24 protein-coding genes and 1 pseudogene are annotated in these 24999 nt (G+C 58.7%); 13 read left to right on the plus strand and 12 right to left on the minus strand.

Annotated features, from left to right (window positions below):
- Positions 1-4: 4 nt before the first annotated feature.
- Entirely contained in the window at positions 5-769 is a 765-nt protein-coding gene (exbB, locus tag BLV07_RS32065) for a tonB-system energizer ExbB (RefSeq protein ID WP_244551265.1), read from the minus strand.
- A gap of 1177 nt (positions 770-1946) precedes the next feature.
- Positions 1947-2156 carry a hypothetical protein gene (locus tag BLV07_RS32070; RefSeq protein ID WP_091893950.1) on the minus strand — a complete coding sequence of 70 codons (210 nt, stop codon included), beginning with the start codon at positions 2154-2156 and terminating at the stop codon, positions 1947-1949.
- Between the two features lie 575 nt (positions 2157-2731).
- On the opposite strand from BLV07_RS32070, the gene BLV07_RS32075 reads away from it, so the two are divergent.
- Positions 2732-3361 (plus strand): LabA-like NYN domain-containing protein, encoded by a 630-nt coding sequence (locus BLV07_RS32075; RefSeq protein WP_091893952.1) that lies wholly within the window; start codon positions 2732-2734, stop codon positions 3359-3361.
- Between the two features lie 772 nt (positions 3362-4133).
- On the opposite strand, the gene BLV07_RS32085 is transcribed toward BLV07_RS32075, so the two are convergent.
- Complete coding sequence (locus BLV07_RS32085; protein ID WP_091893954.1) at positions 4134-4700, minus strand: hypothetical protein; 567 nt, start codon at positions 4698-4700, stop codon at positions 4134-4136.
- A gap of 446 nt (positions 4701-5146) precedes the next feature.
- Here BLV07_RS32085 and BLV07_RS32095 point away from each other — a divergent pair, with 446 nt between their 5' ends.
- The 4 genes from BLV07_RS32095 to BLV07_RS32110 all read left to right on the plus strand — a co-directional run bounded on the left by BLV07_RS32095 (position 5147) and on the right by BLV07_RS32110 (position 7402).
- Entirely contained in the window at positions 5147-5368 is a 222-nt protein-coding gene (locus BLV07_RS32095; RefSeq protein ID WP_091893958.1) for a hypothetical protein, read from the plus strand.
- A 74-nt stretch (positions 5369-5442) separates the two neighbouring features.
- On the plus strand, positions 5443-5748 hold the full coding sequence (locus BLV07_RS32100) for a hypothetical protein (protein WP_091893960.1): 306 nt from the start codon (positions 5443-5445) through the stop codon (positions 5746-5748).
- Between the two features lie 164 nt (positions 5749-5912).
- On the plus strand, positions 5913-6146 hold the full coding sequence (locus BLV07_RS32105; RefSeq protein WP_176945900.1) for a helix-turn-helix domain-containing protein: 234 nt from the start codon (positions 5913-5915) through the stop codon (positions 6144-6146).
- Positions 6143-7402, plus strand: coding sequence for a type II toxin-antitoxin system HipA family toxin (locus BLV07_RS32110; RefSeq protein ID WP_091893962.1), 1260 nt, complete (start codon positions 6143-6145; stop codon positions 7400-7402). The genes BLV07_RS32105 and BLV07_RS32110 overlap by 4 nt, the downstream gene beginning before the upstream one ends.
- Before the next feature lie 145 nt (positions 7403-7547).
- Here the strand turns inward: BLV07_RS32110 and BLV07_RS32115 are convergent, their stop codons facing one another.
- Complete coding sequence (locus tag BLV07_RS32115; protein ID WP_091894055.1) at positions 7548-8069, minus strand: hypothetical protein; 522 nt, start codon at positions 8067-8069, stop codon at positions 7548-7550.
- Positions 8070-8622: 553 nt separating this feature from the next.
- On the opposite strand from BLV07_RS32115, the gene BLV07_RS32120 reads away from it, so the two are divergent.
- The 6 genes from BLV07_RS32120 to BLV07_RS32145 all read left to right on the plus strand — a co-directional run bounded on the left by BLV07_RS32120 (position 8623) and on the right by BLV07_RS32145 (position 13666).
- Positions 8623-9015, plus strand: a complete 393-nt coding sequence (locus BLV07_RS32120; RefSeq protein ID WP_091893964.1) for an avidin/streptavidin family protein — start codon at positions 8623-8625, stop codon at positions 9013-9015.
- Positions 9016-9152: 137 nt separating this feature from the next.
- Positions 9153-9410 (plus strand): glutathione binding-like protein, encoded by a 258-nt coding sequence (locus BLV07_RS49055; protein WP_283806547.1) that lies wholly within the window; start codon positions 9153-9155, stop codon positions 9408-9410.
- A gap of 303 nt (positions 9411-9713) precedes the next feature.
- A complete protein-coding gene (locus BLV07_RS46665; protein WP_143035541.1) occupies positions 9714-10199 on the plus strand; it encodes a hypothetical protein in 486 nt (161 codons plus the stop codon).
- A gap of 599 nt (positions 10200-10798) precedes the next feature.
- Positions 10799-12268, plus strand: a complete 1470-nt coding sequence (gene pdxR / locus BLV07_RS32135; protein WP_091893970.1) for a MocR-like pyridoxine biosynthesis transcription factor PdxR — start codon at positions 10799-10801, stop codon at positions 12266-12268.
- 103 nt (positions 12269-12371) lie between these two features.
- On the plus strand, positions 12372-13001 hold the full coding sequence (locus BLV07_RS32140; protein WP_091893971.1) for an FMN-binding negative transcriptional regulator: 630 nt from the start codon (positions 12372-12374) through the stop codon (positions 12999-13001).
- 38 nt (positions 13002-13039) lie between these two features.
- On the plus strand, positions 13040-13666 hold the full coding sequence (locus BLV07_RS32145; protein WP_091893974.1) for a LysE family translocator: 627 nt from the start codon (positions 13040-13042) through the stop codon (positions 13664-13666).
- A gap of 119 nt (positions 13667-13785) precedes the next feature.
- Here BLV07_RS32145 and BLV07_RS32150 read toward each other — a convergent pair.
- The 7 genes and pseudogenes from BLV07_RS32150 to BLV07_RS32180 all read right to left on the minus strand — a co-directional run bounded on the left by BLV07_RS32150 (position 13786) and on the right by BLV07_RS32180 (position 21439).
- Positions 13786-14268 (minus strand): annotated as a pseudogene (locus BLV07_RS32150) (YybH family protein).
- A 117-nt stretch (positions 14269-14385) separates the two neighbouring features.
- Positions 14386-14565 (minus strand): hypothetical protein, encoded by a 180-nt coding sequence (locus tag BLV07_RS32155; protein WP_091893976.1) that lies wholly within the window; start codon positions 14563-14565, stop codon positions 14386-14388.
- 164 nt (positions 14566-14729) lie between these two features.
- The gene (locus tag BLV07_RS32160) at positions 14730-16124 is read right to left on the minus strand and encodes a M20 family metallopeptidase (protein ID WP_091893978.1); all 1395 of its coding nucleotides are present in this window, start codon (positions 16122-16124) and stop codon (positions 14730-14732) included.
- A 29-nt stretch (positions 16125-16153) separates the two neighbouring features.
- Positions 16154-17281, minus strand: a complete 1128-nt coding sequence (locus BLV07_RS32165) for an ABC transporter ATP-binding protein (RefSeq protein WP_091893980.1) — start codon at positions 17279-17281, stop codon at positions 16154-16156.
- Positions 17278-18420, minus strand: coding sequence for a M24 family metallopeptidase (locus BLV07_RS32170; protein WP_091893982.1), 1143 nt, complete (start codon positions 18418-18420; stop codon positions 17278-17280). The genes BLV07_RS32165 and BLV07_RS32170 overlap by 4 nt, the downstream gene beginning before the upstream one ends.
- 99 nt (positions 18421-18519) lie before the next feature.
- The gene (locus tag BLV07_RS32175; protein WP_176945895.1) at positions 18520-20316 is read right to left on the minus strand and encodes an ABC transporter permease subunit; all 1797 of its coding nucleotides are present in this window, start codon (positions 20314-20316) and stop codon (positions 18520-18522) included.
- Positions 20317-20323: 7 nt separating this feature from the next.
- Positions 20324-21439 carry an ABC transporter substrate-binding protein gene (locus BLV07_RS32180; RefSeq protein ID WP_176945896.1) on the minus strand — a complete coding sequence of 372 codons (1116 nt, stop codon included), beginning with the start codon at positions 21437-21439 and terminating at the stop codon, positions 20324-20326.
- Positions 21440-21573: 134 nt separating this feature from the next.
- On the opposite strand from BLV07_RS32180, the gene BLV07_RS32185 reads away from it, so the two are divergent.
- Entirely contained in the window at positions 21574-22056 is a 483-nt protein-coding gene (locus BLV07_RS32185; RefSeq protein WP_091893989.1) for an Lrp/AsnC family transcriptional regulator, read from the plus strand.
- A gap of 29 nt (positions 22057-22085) precedes the next feature.
- Here the strand turns inward: BLV07_RS32185 and BLV07_RS50405 are convergent, their stop codons facing one another.
- A complete protein-coding gene (locus tag BLV07_RS50405) occupies positions 22086-23237 on the minus strand; it encodes a diaminopropionate ammonia-lyase (protein ID WP_091893991.1) in 1152 nt (383 codons plus the stop codon).
- A 264-nt stretch (positions 23238-23501) separates the two neighbouring features.
- Here BLV07_RS50405 and BLV07_RS32195 point away from each other — a divergent pair, with 264 nt between their 5' ends.
- Positions 23502-24731 (plus strand): aminotransferase class V-fold PLP-dependent enzyme, encoded by a 1230-nt coding sequence (locus tag BLV07_RS32195; protein ID WP_244551267.1) that lies wholly within the window; start codon positions 23502-23504, stop codon positions 24729-24731.
- Positions 24732-24999: the final 268 nt, after the last annotated feature.

A 24999-nucleotide genomic window follows, 5' to 3' on the forward strand; every position in this document is an offset into this window, starting at 1 on the left:
CGGATCACTCCGCGGCCGTGAGGTGCGCTCGTCGCACGACGATCGCACCACTGTCGAGATCACGGCCTGCGAGCCGCGTGATCTCGGCGACCCCATCGCCGAGCAGAGCCCGGTAGGCGCCGATCTGGCGGACGAAAAGGTTGTAGATCACCACCGCCGGAATTGCCGCGACGAGACCGAGCGCGGTCGCCAGTAACGCCTCGGCAATGCCGGGAGCGACCACCGCGAGATTGGTGGTCTGCGATTTCGAAATGCCGATGAAGCTATTCATGATGCCCCAGACCGTACCGAACAGGCCAACGAAGGGCCCGGTCGCACCGATGGTCGCCAGTACGCCAGTGCCGAAAGCGATGCGCCGTCCGGCAGCGGCCTCGATCTGCTGGAGGCGCGACAGGATGCGGGCCTTGATCCCGTCCCTGTCCATGCGATCGTCGCTGAGCTTCAGCTCTGCAGCCGCGCCGTCGAGCAGCCTCGCCACCGGCCCGGCAGGCACCGTCCGCACCGCGTCTTCGACGCTTCCGGCCCCTGCGAGCTCGCGCAGCGAGCGCCGCACGATACGGCGCGCATTGAACAGCTCGATGGTCTTGGACAGCCACACCGTGCAGGTCACGACAGTGGCCAAGGCAAGCCCGGTCATCACGGCCTTCACGACGATATCGGCCTGCAGGAACATGCCCCAGGGACTGAGGTCGCGTGGCAGGACCGCAATTCCGATGGCCGTGCCTTCGGATGCTCCCTCTGCGAAGGCAGGCCCCGCGAATCCGGCCAAGCAAAGCAAAACGACCGATACTCCTACAGCAACGAAGCAAGACACCCTGACAGGGCAACGAGCGGCCCGCCGCGAGCCTGAACACAACTGCATGGAATAAGCCTTCCTCGACTTGCGATTAGGTCTAGGCCACATCATGTAGCATGTACTACATCTTGGTGCAAATGCTAACGGAACCCGTGACTGGTGACGTTTGCGCGCCGGAGGTCGTCAACCAGCGCGAGGCGAATTGAAGAAAAAGGTTGGAAAGCAGACCGAGTTGCTCCGTCAGGACACCGATCGCACCTTCCCAAGCAAGCAGCGCATCTCGCTCTATGATCGTCAACAGGTGCGGCGACGAGACGAACAAACGGTCCGTTTTGCTCGACCTGGTATCCTATTCTACGACGGGCTCGTCGCCCTATGCCGGATCCGCGCGCCCTATCGAATGAGATGAAGGTACGAAAATCACACTCTGGCCGTGCGACGTCCGACCACCGAAAGCGTCGCACGGGACGCGCTTTGTTCTACTGCCTAAATTGAGAAAGCCCTGCATCAGCAGGGCCTTGAAATGGTGGGCGCACCAGGGCTCGAACCTGGGACCCGCTGATTAAGAGGCGTGTGATTTCGCAGGAAAATCAAAGGTCATTTCAACAAACGTGCCGTTCAACCTACATTGAACCCGCAATAGGTTTTCTCTTTGTCGGAATGGCATGCAAGTGGGGCGATTCATGCGCGATCCAATGTGGGCTGCGCATATTTAAATCCTGGATAGGATTTGAACCTATGACCTTCAGGTTATGAGGCCGAAGGTCGGAATGAAGCGAAAAGTGCCTTGCGGATGGCTCCTACCTTGGTCATCTTCCCGAGAAGCTAAACATGCCGGCGCCTAACTGACGGCGTATCACCACCTGGCCGGCTGCATCAACGCCGTGCACTTGATTCGCGATATCCAGACCAATCGTTGAATTCACTGCTGGGCTGCTCCTCCGAATCGTGGGAGCCTCAAACGGCGCCCACTCCTTGGCACTCTTCTGCCGTGGAGGAGCCGTCCAGCGGACATCCCTCTGATGACGCGATGTGAGAGTCATTGTAAAACCCTGCACGGTTTGGATTCTTGGCTTATTCGTCACGCTGCCAAAGCTTGGAGGCTGAGTAATGGCGAACCGCCAACCTGCCTGCGGTTCAACTGCAGGGGCTATACCAACATCGAGAGCATGGTCGATATCTCGGCGTCGTCGAAATTGATGAATTGAGAGCGCGGAAAATCGAGGTCTAAAGCGCCTGGGCAGAGCTGCCATACGTTGCCCAGGCAGGCGGCAGCGGCGTCATGCGACGACAAAGCCAGGTTGGTGAGGACTTGGTGAGTTTCGAGATCGACGAGAAGGTCATCGTGCGGCGATTTCAATCTCTCGGCAAGGCCGCAGACACCGATCTCCTTTGAGGAGAATTCCTTTGGTCAAATCGCACCCGCGATGCTGGCTTCAACATACCTCTTCAATCTTAAACATGCCGGGGACTTGCCCCGATAGGCGCTTTCGCCAGGCCCGGTCGTCCGTGGGCCGAGGCCAGCAACATCAGAAACAGTGCGCGATTGGCCTGGTACCGGGCGGCGGTCCTGCTGGCTTCCGATCCGTGCATGAGCGGCCGGCCGTCGGTCGTACAGAGATACCATCTGCACGTCCGGCGGCGTTGTCTCAGATGGATCTCGAAGAGCGGCAGGTGCTCGGGCATCGCCTTCTTGTCAGCTATATACTTCTGTCGTCGTTGCTGCGTTACGCAAGGTTCAAGAGTTCATGAAAAAGGTTTTGAAAGCTCGAACGATCGAAGGTAGCCTGTCGCTGTCGGAGCTCGGACGGCAACGCCGTAAAGGGGCCGAGCGAGCGGCACCAAGGCCGCCCGAAATCAACTTCGGATTGGTCGTTAAATCAGGCCCATGCGGGAGCGCATTTCCGCAGTTGAGGCAAGTCGGGCCGTGTCAGGATGTCAACCGTACCCAACAGGATTGCCCTCTTCATCGACGGCGCCAACCTTTACGCCACGGCCAAGACGCTCGGCTTCGACATCGATTATAAGAGCCTCCTGAAGGAGTTTCAGGGGCGGGGCACCCTGCTCCGCGCCTTTTACTATACGGCCGTTGTCGAGGATCAGGAGTTCTCTTCGATCCGTCCGCTGGTCGATTGGCTCTACTACAACGGCTACACCGTCGTGACCAAGCCGACCAAGGAATTCGTCGACGCTTCCGGACGCCGCAAGGTCAAGGGCAACATGGATATCGAGCTCGCGGTCGACGCCATGGAGCTTGCCGGAAAAATCGACGAGATGATCCTGTTCTCGGGTGACGGCGATTTCCGTCCCCTGGTTGAGGCGGTGCAGCGCCGCGGCGTCCGCGTCACAGTGGTCTCCACAATTGCTACCCAGCCGCCGATGATCGCCGATGAGCTGCGCCGCCAGGCCGATGTCTTCACCGATTTGGCGGACTTGCAAGCGAACGTCGGCCGCGATCCGACCGAGCGCCGAGCCGTACGCGAGCGAGACGAGGCGCGTGCGCAGAATGCGCAACGTCCCGCCTCGCCAAGGCCGCGCGACAAGGCGGACGAATTCGAGGGCTGAGCGGCACGCCTACGTCGGAACTTGTTCATCCCGTAGATTCCTGGAATCGGAATCCGGCCTTTGACGTGTCGCCGCACCGGAAGCCATTGAGCGGGCTTTCACTGCCGAGCGGTCATTCAAGCGCCTCATTGAGGGGTGAATCATGCGCTACGAACTCACTGACGAGTGACTGGGCTGCCATCAAGTTAAGGCTATCGAACAAGCCGCGCAGCGCACCACGCTTGAGGATACCGCTAAGAACGCGACGGTTATTGCGCCTTCGTTCAGCTTTCACCAATCACGTTTCGCTGCGCACTTTGGTTCCGGTCGACCGAAAGACAGAACGAGCCGGTCGACTTCCCAAAGCTTAACGTCGTGCTCGCCACACATTTGCTCGGCTCGATCTCTCGCAGAGTGCTCGTCAACGCAGTCAAGCTTCGCGGCACTTCTGATGAGCTTGTCTATCCCGCGCACATCCACCGGGTCATTTTCTGCATCCAGTTTCGTGCCGACCAGCAATTTCGCTGGGGTTTTGCCGACGAGTTGCTGGTCGCTTCGTCCACCCCTCCGCCTCTTCGAGCGCGGTGCGACCACGTGGGATCGAGCAAGACAAGCGCCACTGTTGTGTCGTGCAGGAACAATTGATGCATGAGGCGGTACTCGTCTGGCCCGCCCATATCCCCGGAGAACCACCTCGCGCTTCTCGTCCATTGGCACGCGCGTGCACCCTGCGCTTGTTATTGCTTTGACGCAGCTCGAAAATGTGCTTGGAGGCGCTGTTGGCCCGGGTCGATCAGAGCTTAGCGACGGACGAAAAACGCATCGTGAAAACCGGATCGGTCATCGATCCATCTAGCGTGACACTCTGCTCACGCACGCAATCGACGTCAGACGACGTAAAGCTGCCGGAGAACTTTACCATATCGCCGCGCTTCATCCCAGCGAGGCTCTTAAAGAGAGAAGACGTTGGCTCGATCAGCGTACGCGAGCCCATGTCGGAAAGAGCATTATTCCATGTAGCGACGTGCACGTCAGGTGCTAGTTCGATGCTAATCACTCCTTTTCCATCGCCGTTAGAAGAGAGCTGCGCAATCTTTCCGATCCATCCGGTCGCGCTTTGACCTTGCAGGACGTTGCAGATTGCTTGCTTCCGACTGTTGCGGGCGCCTCCTGCGGCCAATTGGTTGGTTGCTGCTTTGTAAGCAGTCTTTGCCGTAGAGATCGACCGGATAAAACCAGATTGGTCGTAAGGTACCGGAACAGATGGCGGCGGCGGAGCCGAATTGCCGCGACCGGCGACCACACCAATGAGGAGCGCACCAACTCCGCAAACAGCAGCGGTCTTGATAGCGATATTCATGCGCCTTCTCCGCTTATCAGGGGTTGTCGCACAAAGTACATTCGCGCGGTCACCGGGCTGTTAACGAGCCTTAAGTGCTGCAGTCGTGCTTAGCGAATTGCTATCGCGTTCGCACGAAGTGTCGGGTTCAGGAACTCGCGCCCAACCCGTAGACAGCATCAATTCCGGGCCGGACCGCCTAAGCATGGTCGCCGCAACGTGCTTAGTATATGCGTCCAAGGCCTCGCGCTTCTCGTCTGCGTACTGGTGCTTGTTGTACCGGCGCTGTAATTCTAGGGCCATGTGGCTGAGGACGCCCGGTGCGAGCTGCGCCAACCAACGGAGTAAACCCACGGCGCCCGAACCCATGCTGGTCTAGCAGAAATACGGCGGATCACCACGATCAACGCTGCTGATCGTCGTGACTACAATGTTAACCTCCCTCGCCGATTAGCCGGGGAAACTACATGGTTGGGGCAATACGCAATACGGTCATGGCACTCACTTTTATTGTCGTCGCCGGCAGCAACATTTTTTGGAATTTCATCAATAGCTACGTCGCCTGTGGCCTTGCGCTGGCCGCTTCAGTCGCTTCCGGCTTTTGCGTCGAGCGCGCTTTCATCAATCGGTCCCATCGCGAGATGATCCGCCTCCACGGCGTGGACTTGCATTCGGTGGAGGACCAATAGCCCGGCGCATGTCATCTACCGTGCTCAACCTTCGCTGGTCCTTGGCGCATTCTTTCGCGCGCAGCGGAGGATTTATGATTACCGACGACGATGACGCAATCAGCTTAGATCGCCTCTTTGAGATTTGGAGGCGGTCATTTTTCATCACTCACTCGGCCCCGACATATCGGCCTGCGAATCACTTTCTGCGACTTTGGTTTGTGGGACCGAGGGAAATACCTTCAGATGAAACCTTCTCCGGAGTTTGCGGTCTTGGTCCGGGCAAGCTTGATCTTGACAGCGGCAAGCTGGCACTGGGCCAGTTGGCAAGCGGTCCCATCAAGTTGTGCGACGGCAAAACGATCGCAAGGCGAACCGTGCTGGTGCCGTGGGCGCGCTAAAATGATGGAATTATGTGTTTCCGGTTGCACAGCCCATCCGGACCCCGAATCGTCCCGATCGGGACGATTTTACGGAACTAAGGAATAATCAACCGTAAAACGTCCCGATCGGTTCTTTTTTATTGTAATTGCTCTTGGAACTTGCCAAGATCGTCCCGATAGGGATGATTTTGCCAACAATCACAACCAGCAAAAGCCTCGGAGCGCTGATCAGGGATGAGCGCAAGGGTCAAGGACTGACTCAGGAGCAGCTTGCCGGTCTCACCGGGGTCGGTGTGCGTTTTGTGCGCGAATTGGAAGCGGGAAAAGAAAGCTGTCAGCTCGGTCGCGCGCTTCAGGTCGCGGCCGCATTGGGTCTCACCGTCTCGGTCAGCAGCCGTCGGGAGACTGCCCGATGAACCATCTGCTGGATGTCTATTTCGGAAGGACAAGGGCCGGCATCCTCAGTCAGGATGATGCCGGGATGCTCAGCTACAGCTATGACACTGGCTACCTTGCCGGCGGGGCACCTCAGGCAATCTCCTTTTCCTTGCCGCTGCAGGAGGCGCCCCATCCGGATCGCATTGTCCGCCCATTTTTTTCAGGCCTTTTGCCCGATGAGAGTGCCCGGCAACGTCTCGCCGGCGCGCTTGGAATTTCCGCGGGAAATGCCTTCGGCCTGCTTGAAGTGATCGGCGGGGAATGCGCCGGGGCTTTGTCTCTCTATCCACCCGGTCAGGCACCCGCCTCCTCGGAAGACGATGGGCTCGAAGCGCTGACCCCTGCCCGGCTCGAAGAAATTTTGGGCAAACTCCGCGAGCGCCCTCTCCTCGGCGGCGAGGAGGGCGTGCGGCTGTCGCTCGCCGGAGTGCAGGACAAGCTCGCCGTTTGTCTCGAGGGAGAGACAATTGGACTCGCCAAGGGGGGGCGGCCGACCACGCACATTCTAAAGCCCTTCATTCAGGCGCTGGAGGGCAGCGTCGAGAATGAACTATTTTGTCTGCGTCTCGCTGCGCGCCTGAAGCTGTCTGTGCCTGACGTCCAGATGCGCCGGCAGGGGACCATTTCATTTCTTCTGGTCGAACGACACGACCGTTCAAGGCACAACGACGGCGCCATCTCACGTCTGCATCAGGAGGATTTCTGCCAAGCATTGAGCGTTCCTCCGGAGCTCAAGTACGAGGAGGAAGGAGGACCAGGGACCGAGCGTTCACTAGACCTCATCGATCGTGCCACAGCACGCCCGGCAGCCGACCGGTTGAATTTCATCCGCATGCTTATTTTCCAATATCTGGTCGGCAATGCCGACGCGCATGGGAAGAACTATGCTCTGCTTTATCGAGGTGAAGTGCCGGACCTCGCCCCGCTTTATGACGTCGTGTGCACGGCCGCTTACCAGCGGTTGGCGAAAAAGCTCGCCATGGCCATCGGCGGGCGCTCGGTTCCGGATACGATTCAGTTGCAGCACTGGCTGTCACTCGTTCCCGCAACACGCGGCGCACAACGTCTGCTCATCAAGAATATCAAGGAATCGGCCGACAGGATCAGAAGCGCGGCCGACAGCCTCCTGATGGAGCTGGAAGAGGCAGGCATCACCCACACTATTCTCAAGGCGATCCGGGCCGTCATTGAAACCCGCGCCTCTCATCTGCTGCGAATTACAGAGAAAGGGTGAAGAATAGTGCATCACTAGCGATATGGAATCTGCGCAGGCACTCATTTTAGACGCACAGAGCCATCAACCGAGCCATGGCCAAGGGCTCGCAGTGTCAGGAGCGCTATGACCACGAAATCAGTCCACGTCAGAGCCGTATTCTGGATCAACGCTGGTCGGAGCCGGGCTCAGGAATCAGTGGCGCGCCCCCGACCGAGATTGGCCCTTCTGGTTTAGATGGCTGAACCACTCTCTTCGCTGGCCTCAAAGCGGGATGGGCGGCCGGCGGAGAAGGAGCCGACAGCACAGAGGCAGGCGCGGGTATATTCTGCAAAGATTCGATCTTCGCGGTGAGCGCCTCGATCTGGTCCGCCATCCGTTTCAAATCGGCTTGTTGCGCACCGATGTTGCGATTGAGCTCTGCAAGTTCATCTCTCGCCCTTTGTTGCCCTGATCGAATCTCCGAGAGAGCTTCCCTATCTTCAGGTGGCAAGCCTGGTGTTGAGGCAAATTCACGCACCGACGATGTCGCGGAAACTGCCTCGATGTCAGTCCAATAGTAGGCTGCCCCGGCGCACAGACCAAAGGAGATGACCACGATCGCGAGAATCCAGGAAAAACGTCGTGGGGATTTGTGCAAGACGGGTGGCAACTCCGAGGCGCTCGCTTGGTCAATCACATCCATCATCCTCCTTGCCATTCCCATTCATCGGTCATTCTCGTTGACGTGCTAACGGGCAACCGTCAAGAGCTGCCGTGAAGCACGGGTGCTGACCGCAATCTCGCTATCACCGCGTCAGCAATGGCGTTGCGATGTAGCGATTCGAGATCAGAACCTCGTCGCGCAGCTGCAGGTGAAGCGCCCTTTTACATTCGGCACCATCAATCGACGATCTCGGTGAGAGCATCGTAGCCCGCAGGTCGCCGATGCATCCATTGTCTTCGGCGGGTCCGCAAAACGGGTGCAGATCAAGAAGTAGGACCCGCCCCGTCGTAGGAAGCGCGCCTCACCAAAATAACCGAGCATCGGCTCGAGCTCGGCCGTCCAGGCGAACCGACGCAGGGAAGCAAGGCCGCTGGGATCGAGGGACGCTGACTTCGCCGCGATCCAGCCCGATTTCGTGAATATGCGCCGCATTCCGTTGTCGAATGCGAGAAAAGAGCAGCGAACGTCACCTCAAGTTATACCAAATTAGTTATCTAAGTTGCTACTTTTAAGCGAACTCTCTTGGGGTTTCAATATGAAGAGACTACTGGGATTTTTGTTGATCGCTCAGTTTTGCTTGCTTTGCGCCGAGGCCAGGGCGCAAGGGCTTCCTGCTCCCTCATACTGGAAGAATGAACGGGGTTCAGAACTGTTTGTTTGGTCCGCTAATAGCGGGTCAATACAAGGGACTTTCACAAACCATGCTCAAGGGTTTGCTTGCCAAGGTATCCCTTATCCTGCATCGGGGGCCGTTCGTCCAACCGGACTGCATTTTGTTGTTACTTTTGCCCAGTGCAATTCTTTCACCCAGTGGGTTGGAAAAGTTAACGGGCCTCACATGCCAACGTCATGGACGCTGTTCTACGTTGATAAGAACGGCAAGCCTAGCAAGTTGAAGGGCGCGGATATATTCACGCGCGTATGGTAGTGTTCAATCTTGCAACGTCGCGACCTTAGATCGAACTCGCTCTCGCGAGTCTCGGTCTGGGTTTCCTTGAGACGCGTAAGCTCTCCGTCGCTGCCGGCCCGCTCGTGTTTGGCCCAGCTACCGCTCCTCTTGGCACCGTGTTTGGACGATCGGTAGATCGTGAGCGGTCCATCGAGCTGGCGGATCGGCTTTTCAAGGTGATGGACGAGCATCTCGCAGAACGGAAGTTCGTGGCGACCGGCCTGCCCACTGTGGCTGACATCGCATGCTACAGTTATACGCGCGCCGCACCGGAAGGCGGCGTGTCGTTGAAGTCCCATCAGAACATCGTTCGATGGCTTGAGCGTATCGAGGCTTTGCCGAAGTTCGAGTCAATGCCGCCAGCGCCCCGATAGCAGGCTCCTAGAGAGTGCATCATGGTGCCGGAACGCGATTCGTCTCCGTTTCACTCGGGTGAACTAGAAGTCCAGCGGCGGGGCTGGTGTGGATGACAACATCCGCAAGCATGCAAAGGTGGCAATTCGAAAGGAGATGCCGGTACAGCATCGGGATTTCTTCACCAACCTGACTTATGTTTTTGTCGGGTCAGCCGACACGGGCGGCCAAGCGCATCGGTCCTGACTGGGCCGCGAGGGTTCATATCGTCGCCAGATCCGACGCGCCTGCTGGTAAGGGCTGGCCGATCTGCGGACAACCCCTTGAACGAGAATCTGGTGGCTGGTGCGAATTTGGGGCTCCTAGGTCTAGACCTGACCAATCGACGGCGAAACAGGCTCAACGGACGAACTGTAAGCGTCGATGCCGACGGCTTTGAGCTTATCGTGCATCAAAGCTTCGGCAATTGCGCCAAATACATCCAGATCCGCAAAGGCATAACCGCGGATGGCCTCGGGTCAGGCCAGAAGCCGAGATTTGAATTCAAACAGCTCAACGATCGGGTGAAGCATGTCATTCAGAACGCGGACACTTTCTTTGTGGCGTCCTGCACTCCGGCACAGGACAGAGTGCCCGGCACCTACGACTGCGATATATCCCATCGTGGCGGACGCCCCGGATTCGTCCTTGCCAGCGATCACGAGATAAGTGTGCCTGTGACTTCTCCGGTAACCTGTATTTCAACACGTTGGGCAACTTTCAGTCCATCCATATGCAGCGTTGCTCTTCATCGATTTTTCGACCGGTGATCTGGTACACATTCGCGGCCGCGTTGAAATTCTTTGGAACGATCCGCGGATAGCTGGCTATTCAGGCGCCCAAAGGGCCTGGCGATTACATGTCGGAGATGGATATTTGGCGGAAACCGCGTCCATTCGGTCCGATCCGGGCGTGGAATTCTCGCCCTTCGCGTCCATGACAGGACTTTGGGGAGATAGTTAGGTTTAAGTTTTCTACGCCGCGGCCGCTGAACTCAGTTGCTCCCGATCCGCGTTTCTCACACCAATCAAACCAACGTATTATCCGCCGTTCGCGTGCGTCACTCGCGAGTTCTCAAGCGAGTTCAACTTCGTGCGAACCTCGGATTGGGCAAGAACATCGGTACTCGCGGAAGTACGGAAAGGAAACGCAAGTTCGGGGCCATAATGGTCCGCAAGTGGCCATCGCAGCAATGCCGCGGCTGCAAGCGACAACGTTCGATTCTCAAGCATGCGGCTCTCGACAAGAAGCCTCCTATTGAGGTTTCTTTGCTCCATTCTCCGACTTGGGCAAAGTTAGTTGGCATTCAGCAAGAAAGCCTACAGACTAGCCCGACTGCGAAGCGACGCTAACTCACTTTGATGGCCAGATGAAGACGTCCACGCCAAAGGGCACTGGGAGCGTAGGAGCACGTCAAATCTACGACACCCTCAAGGGCCAGATCCTGGGGCATGTTTATGGCGCCGATGGCCTGCTGCCGTCGTCTCGCGGGCTTGCCGGCGAGCTCGGCGTATCTCGCAGCACCGTGACAGTCGCCTACGAACAGCTCGCGGCCGAAGGTTTCATCAATATCCGTCATGGCGCCCGCCCGCGCGTTGCAAGAGCTGTTGCTGAAATGGAGCACAACGGGACGAAGTCCCGGCCGTCCTCGCGCAAGGTGCGGCTGTCGATGTATGGCGAGCGTGTGAGGCAGACAGCGCCGCGGCCGGAGGAGCGAGTTCGCGACCTCGTGGCAAACTTTCGGTATGGCGACCTCTCTCCGTCGGATTTCCCCGTGCTCGCGTGGAAAAAGGCCGTGGTTGCCGCGATTACGCAGCGGCCCGAAAGATTGGCCTACAACGATCCGTGCGGATGTCGGCGGTTACGCGCCGCGCTCCAGGGCTATCTCTGGCGCTCGAGGGCTGTCCGATGCGACACCGATCAGATCATTGTCGTGAATGGTTCGCAACAGGGGCTCGATCTGTGCGCGCGTCTACTGCTAGACCCCGGCGATCGGTTCGTCATGGAAGATCCCGGCTACTTGATGGCAAAGCACGCCTTCTCGGCCACGGGGGCTACCGCTGTGCCAATTCCGGTCGATAAGGACGGATTGCTCACAGAGCGGCTCACAAAGACGGAAGCACGCGTTGCCTACGTGACGCCGTCGCATCAATTTCCGTTGGGGAGCGTCATGCCAATAGGGCGCCGGCAGCAGTTACTCAACTGGGCAGAGAAATTCAACGCTTACGTGATCGAAGATGACTACGACAGCGAGTACCGCTATGACACCAAGCCCATTCCCCCGCTGCACGCCCTCGAAGATAGCGAGAACGTTATCTATCTTGGTACCGTTTCGAAGACGCTCTCGCCCACGCTGAGGATCGGCTACCTGGTTGTGCCGCCCGAACTACAGTCCATCTTCTCTGCCGCCAAGCAGGGCATCGACCGGCACACGCCGTTGTTCGAGCAGGAGGCGCTTGCCACGATGCTCGAGACCGGGACCTACGACAGCCATGTCAATCGCATCCGAAGGCGCAATGGCGAGCGTCGGAAAATGCTGCTCGATGCCTTACGCCGCAGATTTGGCGATCGCATCCAGATCGACGGCGCCGCAGCCGGCTTGCATGTCGTAGTCTGGTTTTGCGATCTGCCCCAGGCGTCCGAAGCAATATTGATCGAGGCTGCGCGTACGAGGGGCGTAGGTATCTACCCCGTCTCTCCGCTCTTCGATCGACGTCATGCCAGTGGTGGGCGCCGGCCGGATCTTGCTGGGCTGGTCATGGGTTATGCCGCCCTGCAGCCCCGCCAGATCGAGCGTGGCTGTCAACTGCTGGCTCAAGCGGTGGAGCAGCTTCGTTAACGCCGATAGCGGCGCGGCTAACTGGACTACCACAATTTTCAGTAACTGGCAGTTTCATCCATACCAGGCGGGCGTTATCTCAGGCGCAGAATGGAGAAACACCATGTATGTGCCCCCCGCCTTCAGGGACGATGACCTCGACAATATCCGAGCGACGATCCGCTCTGCCCGGCTGGCCAATCTGGTCACCGCCACGACTGACGGTCCAATTGCGACGCCCCTGCCGCTGTTCCTCGATGAGACCGAAGGCGAGCGCGGCGTGCTGTACGGGCACGTGGCAAAGGCCAATCCACAATGGAAGGCCTCCTCGATCGGCGAAGCCCTCGCAATCTTCATGGGTCCAGAAGCCTATGTGACGCCCTCCTGGTACGCCACCAAGCAAGAAACCGGGAAGGTGGTGCCGACATGGAACTACATCGCTGTCCACGCCTATGGCCCGGTTGATTTCTTCCATGATCCCGAACGCTTGTTGGAGGTTGTCACACGCCTTACGAACATTCACGAGAGGCCGCGCGCGACGCCTTGGACCGTTGACGAAGCTCCCGCCGATTACATCGCAGCACAGTTGCGCGGGATCGTTGGGGTGCGCATTCCCGTCACCAGGTTCGAAGGCAAGCGCAAGATGAGCCAGAACCGTCCCGAAGCTGACCGCACCCGCGTCGCCGCCGGCCTTGTGACAAGCGAGGAGCCGAGGGATCGAGAAGCGGGACTGCTCATTCCGGTTCAGGGCTGAGGCGAGAGTCCCCAAATTAACACGATCACGGGTAAACGATGCCTGGCTTTCAGACCCTCCTTTTGTTCTTGGCAGCGGCCGTCGTTGTCGCAATCACGCCGGGGCCAGGCATCTTCTACATCGTGGCGCGAACGCTTGCCGGCGGGCGCACCGAAGGATTGGCATCGAGCCTTGGCCTCGGACTCGGCGGGCTTGTGCACGTTTTCGGCGGCGCCGTCGGAATATCTACGCTCGTCATGGCAAGCGCGGAGGCGTTCACTTTTCTGAAGATCGCGGGGGCCCTGTATCTCATCTGGCTCGGGATCAAGACATGGCGCGAAGCCCGCGTCCTCGAACCAACAGGGGTTCGAACGACGGGGGCGCATCGCGCCTTTCGCGAAGGCATCGTGGTCGAAGCGCTCAACCCGAAGACGGCCGCATTCTTTCTCGCCTTCATTCCTCAATTCGTCGACCCAACCGCGCACGTCGCCGCGCAGTTCATCGTGCTTGGGCTCATCTCGGTTGCACTCAACACAAGCGTCGACTTGGTTGTGACCTATTGGGCCGCGAGAGCGAGAGCCGGACTTGCCAAGCGACCATCATTCATTGCCAAGACGCGACAGGCGTCGGGCGCCGTGATGGTTGGCCTGGGAGCTACGCTTCTACTTGCGCGTCGCGCAAATTGAACCCGGAGGCTGATTTATCCGCGCGAGCAAGCCAACGCCCTCGCTGGAAATGCAGGGTCCGAATTCAGCGATCACAGATTGGGCAGACCAGCCTGCATGTGATGGGCTGGCCAGAAGCCTCACGCCGGCTTCTGCAGCGGAGCGCCGAAGATCGCTCGCTGGTATTTGGCCAGCAGAGCGGGCTCCTCAATCGATCCGTGATGATGGAGCTGCCTCCAGACACCGTTCATCCTCGTGAACCAGCGCGTAGTTCGGAAGCGCAGGTCGATGGTGGTCGACGGCGTCTTGCAGGCGCCTTTCTCACGCCCCACGAAAAGGTGCCAGTCACTCCCGCCTTGCGAGGAAAAGTCATGAAACGTCACGTTCACGACTGCGCCTCCTCCGAACAGCTTGGCATAGCCATCACAGATTGAGGGCCAACCGCGACGAATTCCGCCGATAGGGTTGTCCATGCTCGGCACATCGCCTTCCGCCTAATTTGCCGCGAGACCATCGAGGTCCCGCGCGTTGAAGCAGCGATAAAAGTCGATCAGCGCATCGAGCGCGCCGCCGTCGTTTCTCTTGCTTTCGACGCCGGATATCTCAGTTGGAGTTGAGGACATCTCAAATGGCTCCTTTCTTCAGTCAAGGGGGCAATGGGTCACCCTCGTGAGGCCTATCGTGAGATTTTGTTCTCCGTGCAGCAATGACAGTCCCGAGGCTGAACTCGATCACGAATGCTAGTGCGAGGGCTTTCGCAACAATTCGCGCCGCAACGTCGGCTGCGGAAACAGACCCTGCAGCAGCGCCTGCTCGACTCGGTTCGAGACGGCAGCTTCAAGGCTCGGCTGAGCAGGACCAAGCTCGCAGCAATTGCAACTCTTGCCGGCGAAGCCATGACGATCCGATGCATCACCCATGTGCTTTTCCCCCTTCAGCGTGCGAATTCAAAGATGGCGCTCGGCGCCGCCTTGACGGAGCTTGGCGTATCAGCCGGGAAGCGGTACTTCGAAAATGCGCAAGGGGCCTTCGCGGAAAAGCGATCACCCGGCCCACGGGCGCCAGCAAAGCGCAGCCGATCAGCTCATCCTCGTCGAACTGAAGGCAGGGTATCTGGCTCACCAAGATCCCAATATAGCCCCGCCATAATCTCCAGAGCTTCGCGCGCGAGTCCGATCGGCAGGTGCTCGTTGGCTGCATGTTGTCGGCATCCAGGATAGGCATGGGGTACCCACACCGTGGGCAAATCCAGCACGTTCGCAAAGATGTCGTTCGGAAGCGATCCTGCAAAATTGGGCAAGAGTGCCGGCGATTTCTGCGTCGTCCGAGCGATCGATGCTTGGGCCCACCTAGCCCAGGGATCCGAAGGATCGAGGCGCGTGGCAAGAAAAACACCATCGTCGGGGCTTGGCGTCACCTGGACCATGTCGAGACCGGACTTCGCGAGGTGTCGCCGAAGCGCTGGTACAATATCCTCGTGATCAACTCCAACCACGAAGCGGAGTTGACAGCGTGCCCAGGCACTCGGGGGAATGGCATTGACCGGCGCCCGCGGATTTCCGCAACTCATGGCGAGAACATCAAACGAGCACCAGCCATACACCTGCTCTGCCGGATTCAGTCCCGGCTCGCCCCAAGCCGGATCGATATCAGGCCCGCCAAGTCCCCCGTCAACGACACAATCGGCCAGCACCCTCCGGACGGAGTCAGGCAGCCCACCTGGAAGCCATTCTGGAATCAGGATGCGGCCGGTCGGAGAGACGATCGTGGCCAGGGCATGCGCAAGCTGGATTGCAGGATCGGAAAGCAGACCGCCCCAATTGCCCGAATGATATGCGCTCTCGCGCGCGTCAATTGAGATGTCGAATGTGACACATCCGCGCGAGCCCAGGAATATAGTAGGCCGATGCTCGGATAGACGGGGTCCGTCAGACGCCAAGAAAAGATCGGCGCAGAGGAGGTTCTTGTGCGTCGTGCATAGTTCGCGGAGGCCGTGGGAATCGACCTCTTCGCCCATTTCTATGAGGTATTTCAGGTTGAACCCCAGCCGCCCCCTCGTCTCGAGGACAGCGCGGAGGCTGGCAATATTGATGGCATGCTGTCCTTTGTTGTCGGCGACACCACGGCCATACCAGCGATCACCGAGCTTTGCGAGGCGCCAAGGCGATATTCCTGCGGCCCACGATTCGTCCATTCCTCGAACCACGTCGCCGTGCCCATATCCGAGCACCGTCAGTAACGCTCCCGCTTCTCTGCGCTCTGCATAGAGGAAATTCGCGCCTGCAGCAGTCAAATGCTGGTAATCGCAGCCGAGCTCTTCAAGCATGCAGCGGAGTTCGTTGAGATATTCGACTATCTGAAGTGCTCGCTCCGGATTCTGACTCTCGGAACGAATGGCGACGAGCCGCGAAAGCACGGTCTCGAAGTCCCCAGAATCGAGATGGCTTCTCGCGCGCGAGATTGCGGCGTTCCGGCTCATCTAGGGCACCTCCTTACGCCAAAGGGAACTCAACGGGCGGCCGGAAACACGCGAGTATGCACAGCTTCGATCTCAACGCGGACCCGCTGACCGGATTGGAATAGCGGCCGTCCTGGCTTGACCGGAATCCGCGCGGTCAGCCTCAGCCCGCCCACTTGCACCAAAACGCTCTGGTTGGTGCCGGTGTACGCGGACTCCAGCACCGTCGCTTTGCCCTCGTCATCGATCTCCAAACGGATAAATTCGGGGCGCACCGCGAGCAGCCCTCGATCCTGCTGAGAGAGCACCTGCTTCTTGCTTAGGTCAACGCGCAGCCCGAGATCCGGCGTTGCTACTTCAACATTTTCGCCAGACCGGCTTAGCTCGGCGGGCAAGAAATTCGTCTCGCCGATGAAATCAGCGACGAAGGCCGTAGCCGGCTCCTCGTACAGTTCACGAGGAGATCCGAACTGCTGCAGGCGGCCATGCTCAAGAACGGCCACGCGATCGGCCATTGACAGGGCTTCTTCCTGATCGTGAGTGACGAAGATGATGGTGCTGCCTACCTCCTTATGGATCAGCTTGATCTCCATCTGGAGCTGCTGCCGAAGCTTGCGATCGAGAGCCCCGAGCGGCTCGTCCATCAACAGAAGAGGCGGACGGAACACCAATGCACGGGCCAGCGCGACACGTTGCTGCTGCCCTCCCGAAATCTGGCTTGGAAGCCGCGCACCGTAACCGTCGAGCGCGACCAGCTTCAATGCCTTCGTGACCTCACGTTCGACATCGAGACCACTCATGCCGCGCCTACGAAGAGGATACGCAATGTTCTCAGCGATCGTCATGTGCGGGAAGAGTGCATAGTTCTGGAAAACCATTCCAAAACCACGACGATGTCCGGGAACATCGTTGATCCGGACGCCATCAAGCTTGATATCGCCCGAAGAAGGAATCTCGAAGCCAGCGATCATCATCAGGAGCGTGGACTTCCCGGACCCACTGGATCCGAGCAGGGCGACGAACTCGCCGGGCTCTACCGACAACGAGACGCCGTCGACTGCTTTCACCGAACCGAACATCTTGGTGATCGCGTCGACCGACACCGCGCCCCGCTTGTCCTTGCTGGACACAGGAATGCTAGCCGAATGCTCGGCGGTCATCGCTGCAATGATTGTCATGTTGCGTCCGTTTCGAAGATCTGGCGCGGCGTCTTGCTCAGTCGTTCGCCTCCGCTCCTGGTCACGACGACGGAATCGCTCATCGCAAGACCTGCGGCCGAGGTATACATGTGGAAGACCATGCCCTCCTCAATCACCCAGTCCGAGTGGGGAGTGAAGCACCGATGTAGATCACTGGTATGCTGAGAGACGAGTGGCGTCACTCCAAGCGTATAGCCGGTGATATTGTCGTAGGAATCACGCAAGCCCGCCGCCACAACACCTTCCCGCACGATGCGATCGACGTCGGCAGCTGCCGCACCAGGCCGAAGCGCAGCAATTTGCTGGTCCTGTAGCGAGATTAGGGTCTCCGCAGCCGCCCTCTGCTCATCGGTTGCTCGCCCCACGATGACAGAGCGCATGATGCGAACAGTATAGAAGCGCAGGCGAGGCAGGAGCTCGATGTGAACGATGTCACCGTCCGCCAGAGGTCGCTCTTCCAGAAATCCGTGTAGAGAGTCCCAGCCGGATCCGACATTCAGCGGACCGACGAAGCCATCGTCAAACCCGAGTTTGTAATAGGCGCTTGCAGCGGCCCCCGCGACATCGCGCTGGCTCTTTCCACGTCCGATCTCCCTCACGGTCGCTTGCAGGGCGCTGTCCAGAAGGGAGCCCGCGCGCTTCATGTGGGCGATCTCCTCGGCCGACTTTCGTCCTCTGAGGCTCCATGCAGAGCGTTCGAGATCGCGAATGTCAGAGCCAGGGAGAAGCTCGCGAAGGCGATTGTGTCGCTGAACGGTGAAGGAGTTCGATTGAAAGTCGGCACCGATGTGCTTGTGGGTAATGCTCCGCTCGCGCAAGGCATCTACCAGGGCGACCAGCGGATCATCCCAGTCGCCGAAGCCGACGATATCTTCCATCCAGCTCCGCTGGCGCGCCGGCGGTATATCGAGCTTGCGAACCAGAAGGAAGGGCTCGCCCGAGGCCGGCACGACGCATGTACGCCAGAGGTTCTCAGAGACGGTGTAGCCAGACAGCCACGCCATCATCTCCGGTTCATCGAGAATAACGCAGTCCAAGCGACGAGCCGCCATCAGCGCCTGAACCAACAACAATCGCCGCCTGTACTCGTCGACAGAGAAGGTGAGATCGCGAACCATGTTACAACTTTCTGCTCTTAAACTATTGCCTAGCGACACCAACGAGATCACCCGTGTGCCAATGCGATGCGACGCGTGCCAAAGTCGTCATCTTCATTGTCAAGCTCCAACCTGCGTCCGGCGTCCTTCAAGGGCTGCTCCGACGAAGAGACGCAATAAGCAAAGCAGAAGCAGCACGGCCAGGAACAAGACAGCGATCACCGCGATCTGCGGACTGATCTCCAGGCGGATATTGTCCCACATTCGCATAGGCAGCGGGGTCGCGGATGGCCCACTCAGGAAAAGGCCAAACACCACGTCGTCGAAGCCCACGACGAAGGCGAATATCGCCGCGCTCGCGAGTGTCGGAAACAGAAGAGGCAAAGTCACGGTCCGTAAGGTGGTTATCGGGCCTGCGCCAAGACTCGATGCCGCCCGCTCGAGGTTACGATCGAAGCGCTTCAAGCCGGCAATCATCACGACGACAGCGTATGGCGTTCCGATGATCGTGTAGCTGAGTGCGAATGCCAGGGGAGAGCCGATCAACGGAGATCCCGCAAGCGCAAAGAAGAGCGAGACGGCCATGACGACATGCGGAACGATAAGGGGCGAGATCAGAAGAAGGTAGATCGGAAGTCGCCCCAAAAAGCGATGACGGACCAATGCGAAGGCGGCTGGGACGCCAACGGCAACACTCAAGAGCGCCGACAAGCCCGCCCAGCGCAAGCTGAAGCTCAGCGCATCCAGCCATTGGGTGTTACTGAACAGCCGAGAAAACCACCGAAGCGAATAGGCTGGCGGCGGGAACGTTAGATACGGAGCGTCACTGAACGCCAGCGGAATGACCGCGGCAAAGGGGAGGACGAGCAGGAGAAGGGCGAGTCCTGCTGACGCGTACAGGAGCGGCTTACGAATCTTAGACAGAAATTCGTGCAGGCGTAAAATGGGACCGTGCGACAGCGAGGACAAGCGCTCTGCGAATGGTCGCCTGACGGGAGACTGCAAGTCGAGGACGCTCGATGTAGGGATAACATCCGATCCGGGGCGGTCGTCGAGCTCTTCCGCAATGCGCCGCCGAAATACAAGAAAGATCACAACGACTGCGAGCAAGAGCAGAGAGGATTGCGCGGCCGCCTCGCTAAAATTCCCGAGGATAAGGACTCTAAGGCTAATGCCTTGCGCAATAAGATAGTCGTCAGGCCCGCCAAGAAGCTCCGGCGTGATATAGAATCCCAGGCAGGAGAGGAAAACGAGCGTACATCCGCTGACAAGGCCGGGCATCGATGCCGGAAGCGTAATGCGAAGGAATGCATCCGATGGTGGACTTCCCAAGCTCTGTGCGGCCCTCGTCAAATTCGGATTGACTCGTGTCAGCGCCGCATACAGAGGAAATACCATAAGCGGGAGCTGGACCTGCACCATGCCAATATAGACCCCGATGGAATTAAAGACCATCTGGAGCGGCTCGGAAATCGCACCAAGCGCGAGAAGCCCCTTGTTTATCGGCCCGTTGGGACTAAGCAGAACGATCCAGGCATATGTTCGGATGAGGACGCTTGTGAGGTACGGGAGAGTGACGATGAAGAGCAAAAGCGTCGCCACTCTCTGTGAACATCGAGAGATCGTATAAGCCAGTGGATATGCGATCACCAGGCAGATGCCGGTCACCGTCAAGGCAAGCGTGAGCGTCCTCAGCACGATCCAAAAGAATGAGGAAGAGCTCGCGATTTCGACATAGCTCTTGAGGGACCAACCACCATCCGATTGCAGACTCTTGAGCGCAAGCTGGGACAGCGGCATCAGGTAGCCGAACGCGAACAGCACCACGATCGGAAGAAGCAAAAGGACAGGCGTGAGCTTGTCCCATCCAATCGACCAGCTCCGCCTGGGTTCTATGGTTGCGCTCGAATTCGACATCCCGATCCTACCGCGCACCAGCCAACCATCGCTCCCACTGAGCCACGGCGATTTCGTTGTTCGCGCGCTCCCCAGCGGACCGAGCGTTCCAGAATTCATAGTCCTGCACGAACTGCTGTCTGCGCGCATCCGGCGAGGTGGGCAGAAGCTTGGCGCGGTCGGGCGGGATGAAGTCGTAAGCGCGCGAGTTTGGCGGTGCATATAGTATCTGCTGCACGAATTTCGCCTGGTTTTCGGCTCGCGCGGAGAAGGCGAGGAATTTGAACGCGTTTTCCGCGTTTTTGGTACCCTTCAAGACGACCCAGCAGTCGTATTGCAAGATACCCTGATTCCAGGTGTAGCCGATTTTCGCCCCTTGTTCGTTCGCCGCGGAAACCCGGCCATTCCAGGCGCTGCCAGCTGTGATGAGCTTGTCGATGATAAGCTGGGGCGCTTCCGCCCCGTTGTTCCACCACTTCACGATGTTCGGTTTGATGCGACTGAGGCTCTTGAACGCCCGATCCCAATCGATTGGATAGAGCTTCGAGGGCTCAACACCGTCCGCCATCAGTGCCGCCTCGAACGTCCCGCCATCGGAGGCCCAGGTACCGGCCATCAACGAACGTCGGCCTGCAAATTTCTGGACATCCCAGACATCAGCCCACGAGTTCGGAGCATTGGATGTAAACTTCGACGCGTCGTACGCGATGAAGAGTGAATAGACGATCGCAGGCACGGTGAACTTGCCGACCTTGACAGGACTAAACGCCTCCAGGTCGGACTTGTCGAAATAACCGTAGTTGATCGGGAGCAGCAGATTATCTCGCTCGAATGTCGGCGCCTTACCACCCGGCAGAATCGTGACGTCATACCGAGGCGCCCCCGCGAGAACGCTCGCGCGCACAGCTCCCGTATCGGTGCGAGGTTGCGCGATCACCTTGATGCCGGTCTCGCGCTCGAAAGGCTCGAAGTAGGCTATCCGCTTTGCTTCACCCCAGGACCCGCCGCCGTCATAGACGACGACTGCGCCGGTGCCTTTTGGAATTTGAGCGATCGCGGGGGCCGGAAACAACGAGCGCGTCGCCGCAACGCCTCCGATGAGCGCGGTGCCCTGAAGAAGTCTGCGTCTCACGATGTCGACCATTAGCTGCTCTCCCTTTACCTGATGACGACGCTTGCTCCGACACTGCTCGCGCATATAATGTGACGTGCCGGCGGCGGAATTCGCCGTTTTTCATTCCTCGGTGCCGGAAAGTTGCAATCTTGAGGGAAGTTCGGATGGCCGTCACGCGCGCGGATCTCGATCGCCTCGATCTCAAGTTGCTGATGTTGCTTCAGGAGAACAATCAGCAGACCTCGGAAGAGCTTGGGGAGCGTGTAGGCCTGTCACCGACATCCTGCCTGCGTCGACTACGGCGGCTACGCGAGAGCGGCGCGATCATGTCTGATGTTTCGATCGTAGCCCCGTCGGTCACGGGAAAGCGGGTGACGTCAATTGTGCTCGTCGCTCTGGAACAGGAACACCTTCCTCTGCTCGACACCTTCAAGAGCCGAATGAGCGGCTATCCCGAGGTCACGCAATGTTACTACGTGACCGGGGCAGCCGACTTCATATTGGTCGTCAATACGGATTCGATGGAAGAGTATGGAGCTTTCACTGAAAGGGCGTTTTTCCCTGACAAGAATATCAAGTCGTTCACAACCTTCGTTGCGATGCAGACAGTCAAGTTCACGACGCGCATCAATCTCGACGTTTCCTGACTGGGCGTGCGCGCTCTCTTTGCCGCAGCCTAACGGCTCCCGCTCCAGGCTGAGAGGTCTGTGGGGCCTTCAGTCGCGAACAGCAGAACTTTCGAAGACTGTCCGAGTGCGAGCCTGTCTCGATCTTCGCCAGCTGCTCTGATGAGACCGGCAAATCCCGCCGCTCCCGACTCGCCAACCCGAAGACGCGGATCGTCGGACACGCCTGCATTTAGTAGACGAACCGCATCGGCCGCTTGCTCGTCTGTGACAGTAAGGAAGCCAGTGGACATGGATTCGATGATGGGCCAAACGAGCAACGACGGGCTCTGGCACTCGAGCATGGCCATGTTCGTGGGCGGCCCCGACGGAAGACGTACAGGCCTCTCTGCATGAGCGCTCTCGTAGAGGCATGCCGACCGTTCTGGCTCCACGATCCACAGATGGGTATCGCGCCCGAATAGACCTCGCGCCCAGCCGTGGCCGAACACGCTTGCTGCAAGGCCTCCTACGCCAGCCTGAACCAGAACATGCGTAAATGGCTTTGGTTGTCCCGCCGTCGCTGCAATGATTTCGTCGATCAGGATTGAGTAGCCCTGGACCACGAGCGTGCAGGCAGTCGCATCTTCTCCCGGCCCGACTGTATCCGGGACAGCAATCCAACCGTCCTGCGAAGCTGCCTTGGCCGCGGCCTCGACAGAGTCGTGATAGTCTCCAGCCACACGCACGATCGCAGCGCCGAGCCTCGAGATATGAGCGGCTCGCTCGTCGCTCACACCTTCGTGGAGATACACGACAGCCCGCGCTCCGATGAGCCTCGCTCCTGCCGATACCGAACGACCATGATTCCCATCCGAAGCGCATGAAAATGTGAGCTCGGAAAGCATGGATCGCACACCAGGCTCCAACAACTCTGCCGGCAGACTCGCTCGTCCCGTCCGTCCCTCAACGTGTTTCATAGCGAGCTTCAGCACCGCGTATGCGCCGCCGAGCCCTTTGAAGCTGCCTATGCCGAGTCGCTGTGTCTCGTCCTTGATCCAGATCTCGCCGACGCCCAGCTTCTCGGCTGTACGCGGCAGAGAGATCAGTTTGGTAGGAGCGTAGCGCGGACAAGCTCGAAGCAGGCAGAGCGGCTCCTCCCCTGCGTTTCGGTCGCACCACCAAGGAATGTGCTTTAGGTCCGAGGACGGACGCAGCAGCATGGGTCGAAGATGGCTGGATGGATCGGTCGATGCAGCCTTGACAGGCTGTAGGGGCGCTCGCAATTCGTCCTCCCTCGTGTCAGACCATACTCTGGCGAAACCCGATGGCGATTACCGCAAAGATTGAGCTGCTCGATGACAGAATTGGGCATTGTTCGATGTAAAACGCCTGGTTTGGGCCTGAAGCTCCAGTTACCCTTCGAAGAGTCGTGCACTGAACTTGGCCGATAAGCAGGGCCTTAAGTTGAGGAAAGGTGATTTCCGGTGCAGCCGTCTTTTTCACAGCCGACAGGCTATTCGGAATTCGCGGATCTTTCCGATTCCGACGTGGCTCGTTTGCGAGAAGATACACCAGGCGTCGCAAATCGACTCCATTTTAATAATGCGGGCGCGGCATTGATGCCGAAGCAGGTTGTCGGCGGCATGATCGAATACCTGCAGCGCGAAGCGGAGATTGGCGGCTATGAGGCAAGCGCTGAGAACACCGCTCGCCTCGACGGCGTATACGACAGCATCGCCCGGCTCGTCGGCTCCAGACGGGAGGAGATCGCGCTAGCCGAGAACGCCACTCTGGCATGGCAGCGCGCCTTTTATTCCCTTTCCTTTGGCCCAGAAGACCGAATTCTCACGACCTCAGCCGAATTTGCGGCCAACTACGTTGCGTTGTTGCAGGTAGCGCGTCGTACCGGTGCACGGGTTGAGGTCATACCCGACGACGCCAATCGTGTTCTCGACCCGCAAGCGCTCGAGCGTATGATTGATGCTCACGTACGACTGATCGCGATCACGTGGGTGCCGACCAATGGCGGCCTCGTGAATCCGGCTGAGGCCGTGGGACGGATCGCGCGCCGACATGGTATCCCCTACTTGCTAGATGCGTGTCAGGCGGTTGGGCAGATGCCGATCGATGTCTGTGCACTTGGTTGCGATATGCTTACCGCAACAGGCCGGAAGTTCTTGCGCGGTCCGCGCGGGACAGGGTTCCTGTATATACGTGACGATTTCCTGAAGGGTGTCGAACCTGCCATGATCGACCTGTTCGGAGCACCGTGGGTTGGACCTGAGCGCTACGAACTTAGATCCGACGCGCGACGATTCGAGACGTGGGAAGCAAACTATGCAGCGCGGCTTGGACTTGGGATAGCTGTCGATTACGCGCTTTCGATCGGCATCGAGAGAATCGAACGACGTTGCCGTCTGCTTGCGAAGGGACTGCGCGAACTGCTCGCTGCAATCGCTGAAGTGTCGATTCATGATCTGGGAGAGCATCCCGCTTCAATCGTCTCCTTCACAATTCGCAACGTGGGTGCACGCGAGGTCATGCGTCAGTTGGCAGCAGGGAGAATCAATGTGTCAGTCTCGCCACCAACAAGCACCCCGTTGGACGCAACGCGTAGAGACCTTCCCGATGTCGTTCGCGCGTCGCCGCATTACTACAATACATTCCAGGAGGTTGAAACTTTCGTGTCGGCGGTCCGCCGAATAAGCAGTTGATGGTAGCCTCGCCGAGGCTTCCTAGTCGGAAGCATCGGCGCCCGATCGGGCAGCGGCTCATAATTAAGGTACGACAGCAAGCAAGCCGCTGCACAATTGGACGGCTTCCACTCCGCGAGAGCTGAGAACCTGCCTAAGCTACTGGCCTAACGCTTCGTTAGGCTGTTACTGCTTGTCACCGTGCTGGTAGCATCCAACTAAGCCATCCCCGACCATCACGAAGCCATCGGCTACGCGGCAACACCCGCGTGCCCACAGGTACGACGAC

It is taken from the genome of Bradyrhizobium sp. Rc2d (assembly GCF_900099855.1).
GTDB lineage: Bacteria > Pseudomonadota > Alphaproteobacteria > Rhizobiales > Xanthobacteraceae > Bradyrhizobium.

Bases quoted from the DNA above. Each gene is read 5' to 3' on its own strand.
- BLV07_RS32075 (WP_091893952.1), top strand. From the start codon at position 2,732: ATGTCAACCGTACCCAACAGGATTGCCCTCTTCATCGACGGCGCCAAC.
- BLV07_RS32085 (WP_091893954.1), bottom strand. From the start codon at position 4,700: ATGAATATCGCTATCAAGACCGCTGCTGTTTGCGGAGTTGGTGCGCTC.
- BLV07_RS32095 (WP_091893958.1), top strand. From the start codon at position 5,147: ATGGTTGGGGCAATACGCAATACGGTCATGGCACTCACTTTTATTGTC.
- BLV07_RS32100 (WP_091893960.1), top strand. From the start codon at position 5,443: ATGATTACCGACGACGATGACGCAATCAGCTTAGATCGCCTCTTTGAG.
- BLV07_RS32105 (WP_176945900.1), top strand. From the start codon at position 5,913: ATGATTTTGCCAACAATCACAACCAGCAAAAGCCTCGGAGCGCTGATC.
- BLV07_RS32110 (WP_091893962.1), top strand. From the start codon at position 6,143: ATGAACCATCTGCTGGATGTCTATTTCGGAAGGACAAGGGCCGGCATC.
- BLV07_RS32115 (WP_091894055.1), bottom strand. From the start codon at position 8,069: ATGATGGATGTGATTGACCAAGCGAGCGCCTCGGAGTTGCCACCCGTC.
- BLV07_RS32120 (WP_091893964.1), top strand. From the start codon at position 8,623: ATGAAGAGACTACTGGGATTTTTGTTGATCGCTCAGTTTTGCTTGCTT.
- pdxR (WP_091893970.1), top strand. From the start codon at position 10,799: ATGAAGACGTCCACGCCAAAGGGCACTGGGAGCGTAGGAGCACGTCAA.
- BLV07_RS32140 (WP_091893971.1), top strand. From the start codon at position 12,372: ATGTATGTGCCCCCCGCCTTCAGGGACGATGACCTCGACAATATCCGA.
- BLV07_RS32145 (WP_091893974.1), top strand. From the start codon at position 13,040: ATGCCTGGCTTTCAGACCCTCCTTTTGTTCTTGGCAGCGGCCGTCGTT.
- BLV07_RS32155 (WP_091893976.1), bottom strand. From the start codon at position 14,565: ATGGGTGATGCATCGGATCGTCATGGCTTCGCCGGCAAGAGTTGCAAT.
- BLV07_RS32160 (WP_091893978.1), bottom strand. From the start codon at position 16,124: ATGAGCCGGAACGCCGCAATCTCGCGCGCGAGAAGCCATCTCGATTCT.
- BLV07_RS32165 (WP_091893980.1), bottom strand. From the start codon at position 17,281: ATGACAATCATTGCAGCGATGACCGCCGAGCATTCGGCTAGCATTCCT.
- BLV07_RS32170 (WP_091893982.1), bottom strand. From the start codon at position 18,420: ATGGTTCGCGATCTCACCTTCTCTGTCGACGAGTACAGGCGGCGATTG.
- BLV07_RS32175 (WP_176945895.1), bottom strand. From the start codon at position 20,316: ATGTCGAATTCGAGCGCAACCATAGAACCCAGGCGGAGCTGGTCGATT.
- BLV07_RS32180 (WP_176945896.1), bottom strand. From the start codon at position 21,439: ATGGTCGACATCGTGAGACGCAGACTTCTTCAGGGCACCGCGCTCATC.
- BLV07_RS32185 (WP_091893989.1), top strand. From the start codon at position 21,574: ATGGCCGTCACGCGCGCGGATCTCGATCGCCTCGATCTCAAGTTGCTG.
- BLV07_RS50405 (WP_091893991.1), bottom strand. From the start codon at position 23,237: ATGCTGCTGCGTCCGTCCTCGGACCTAAAGCACATTCCTTGGTGGTGC.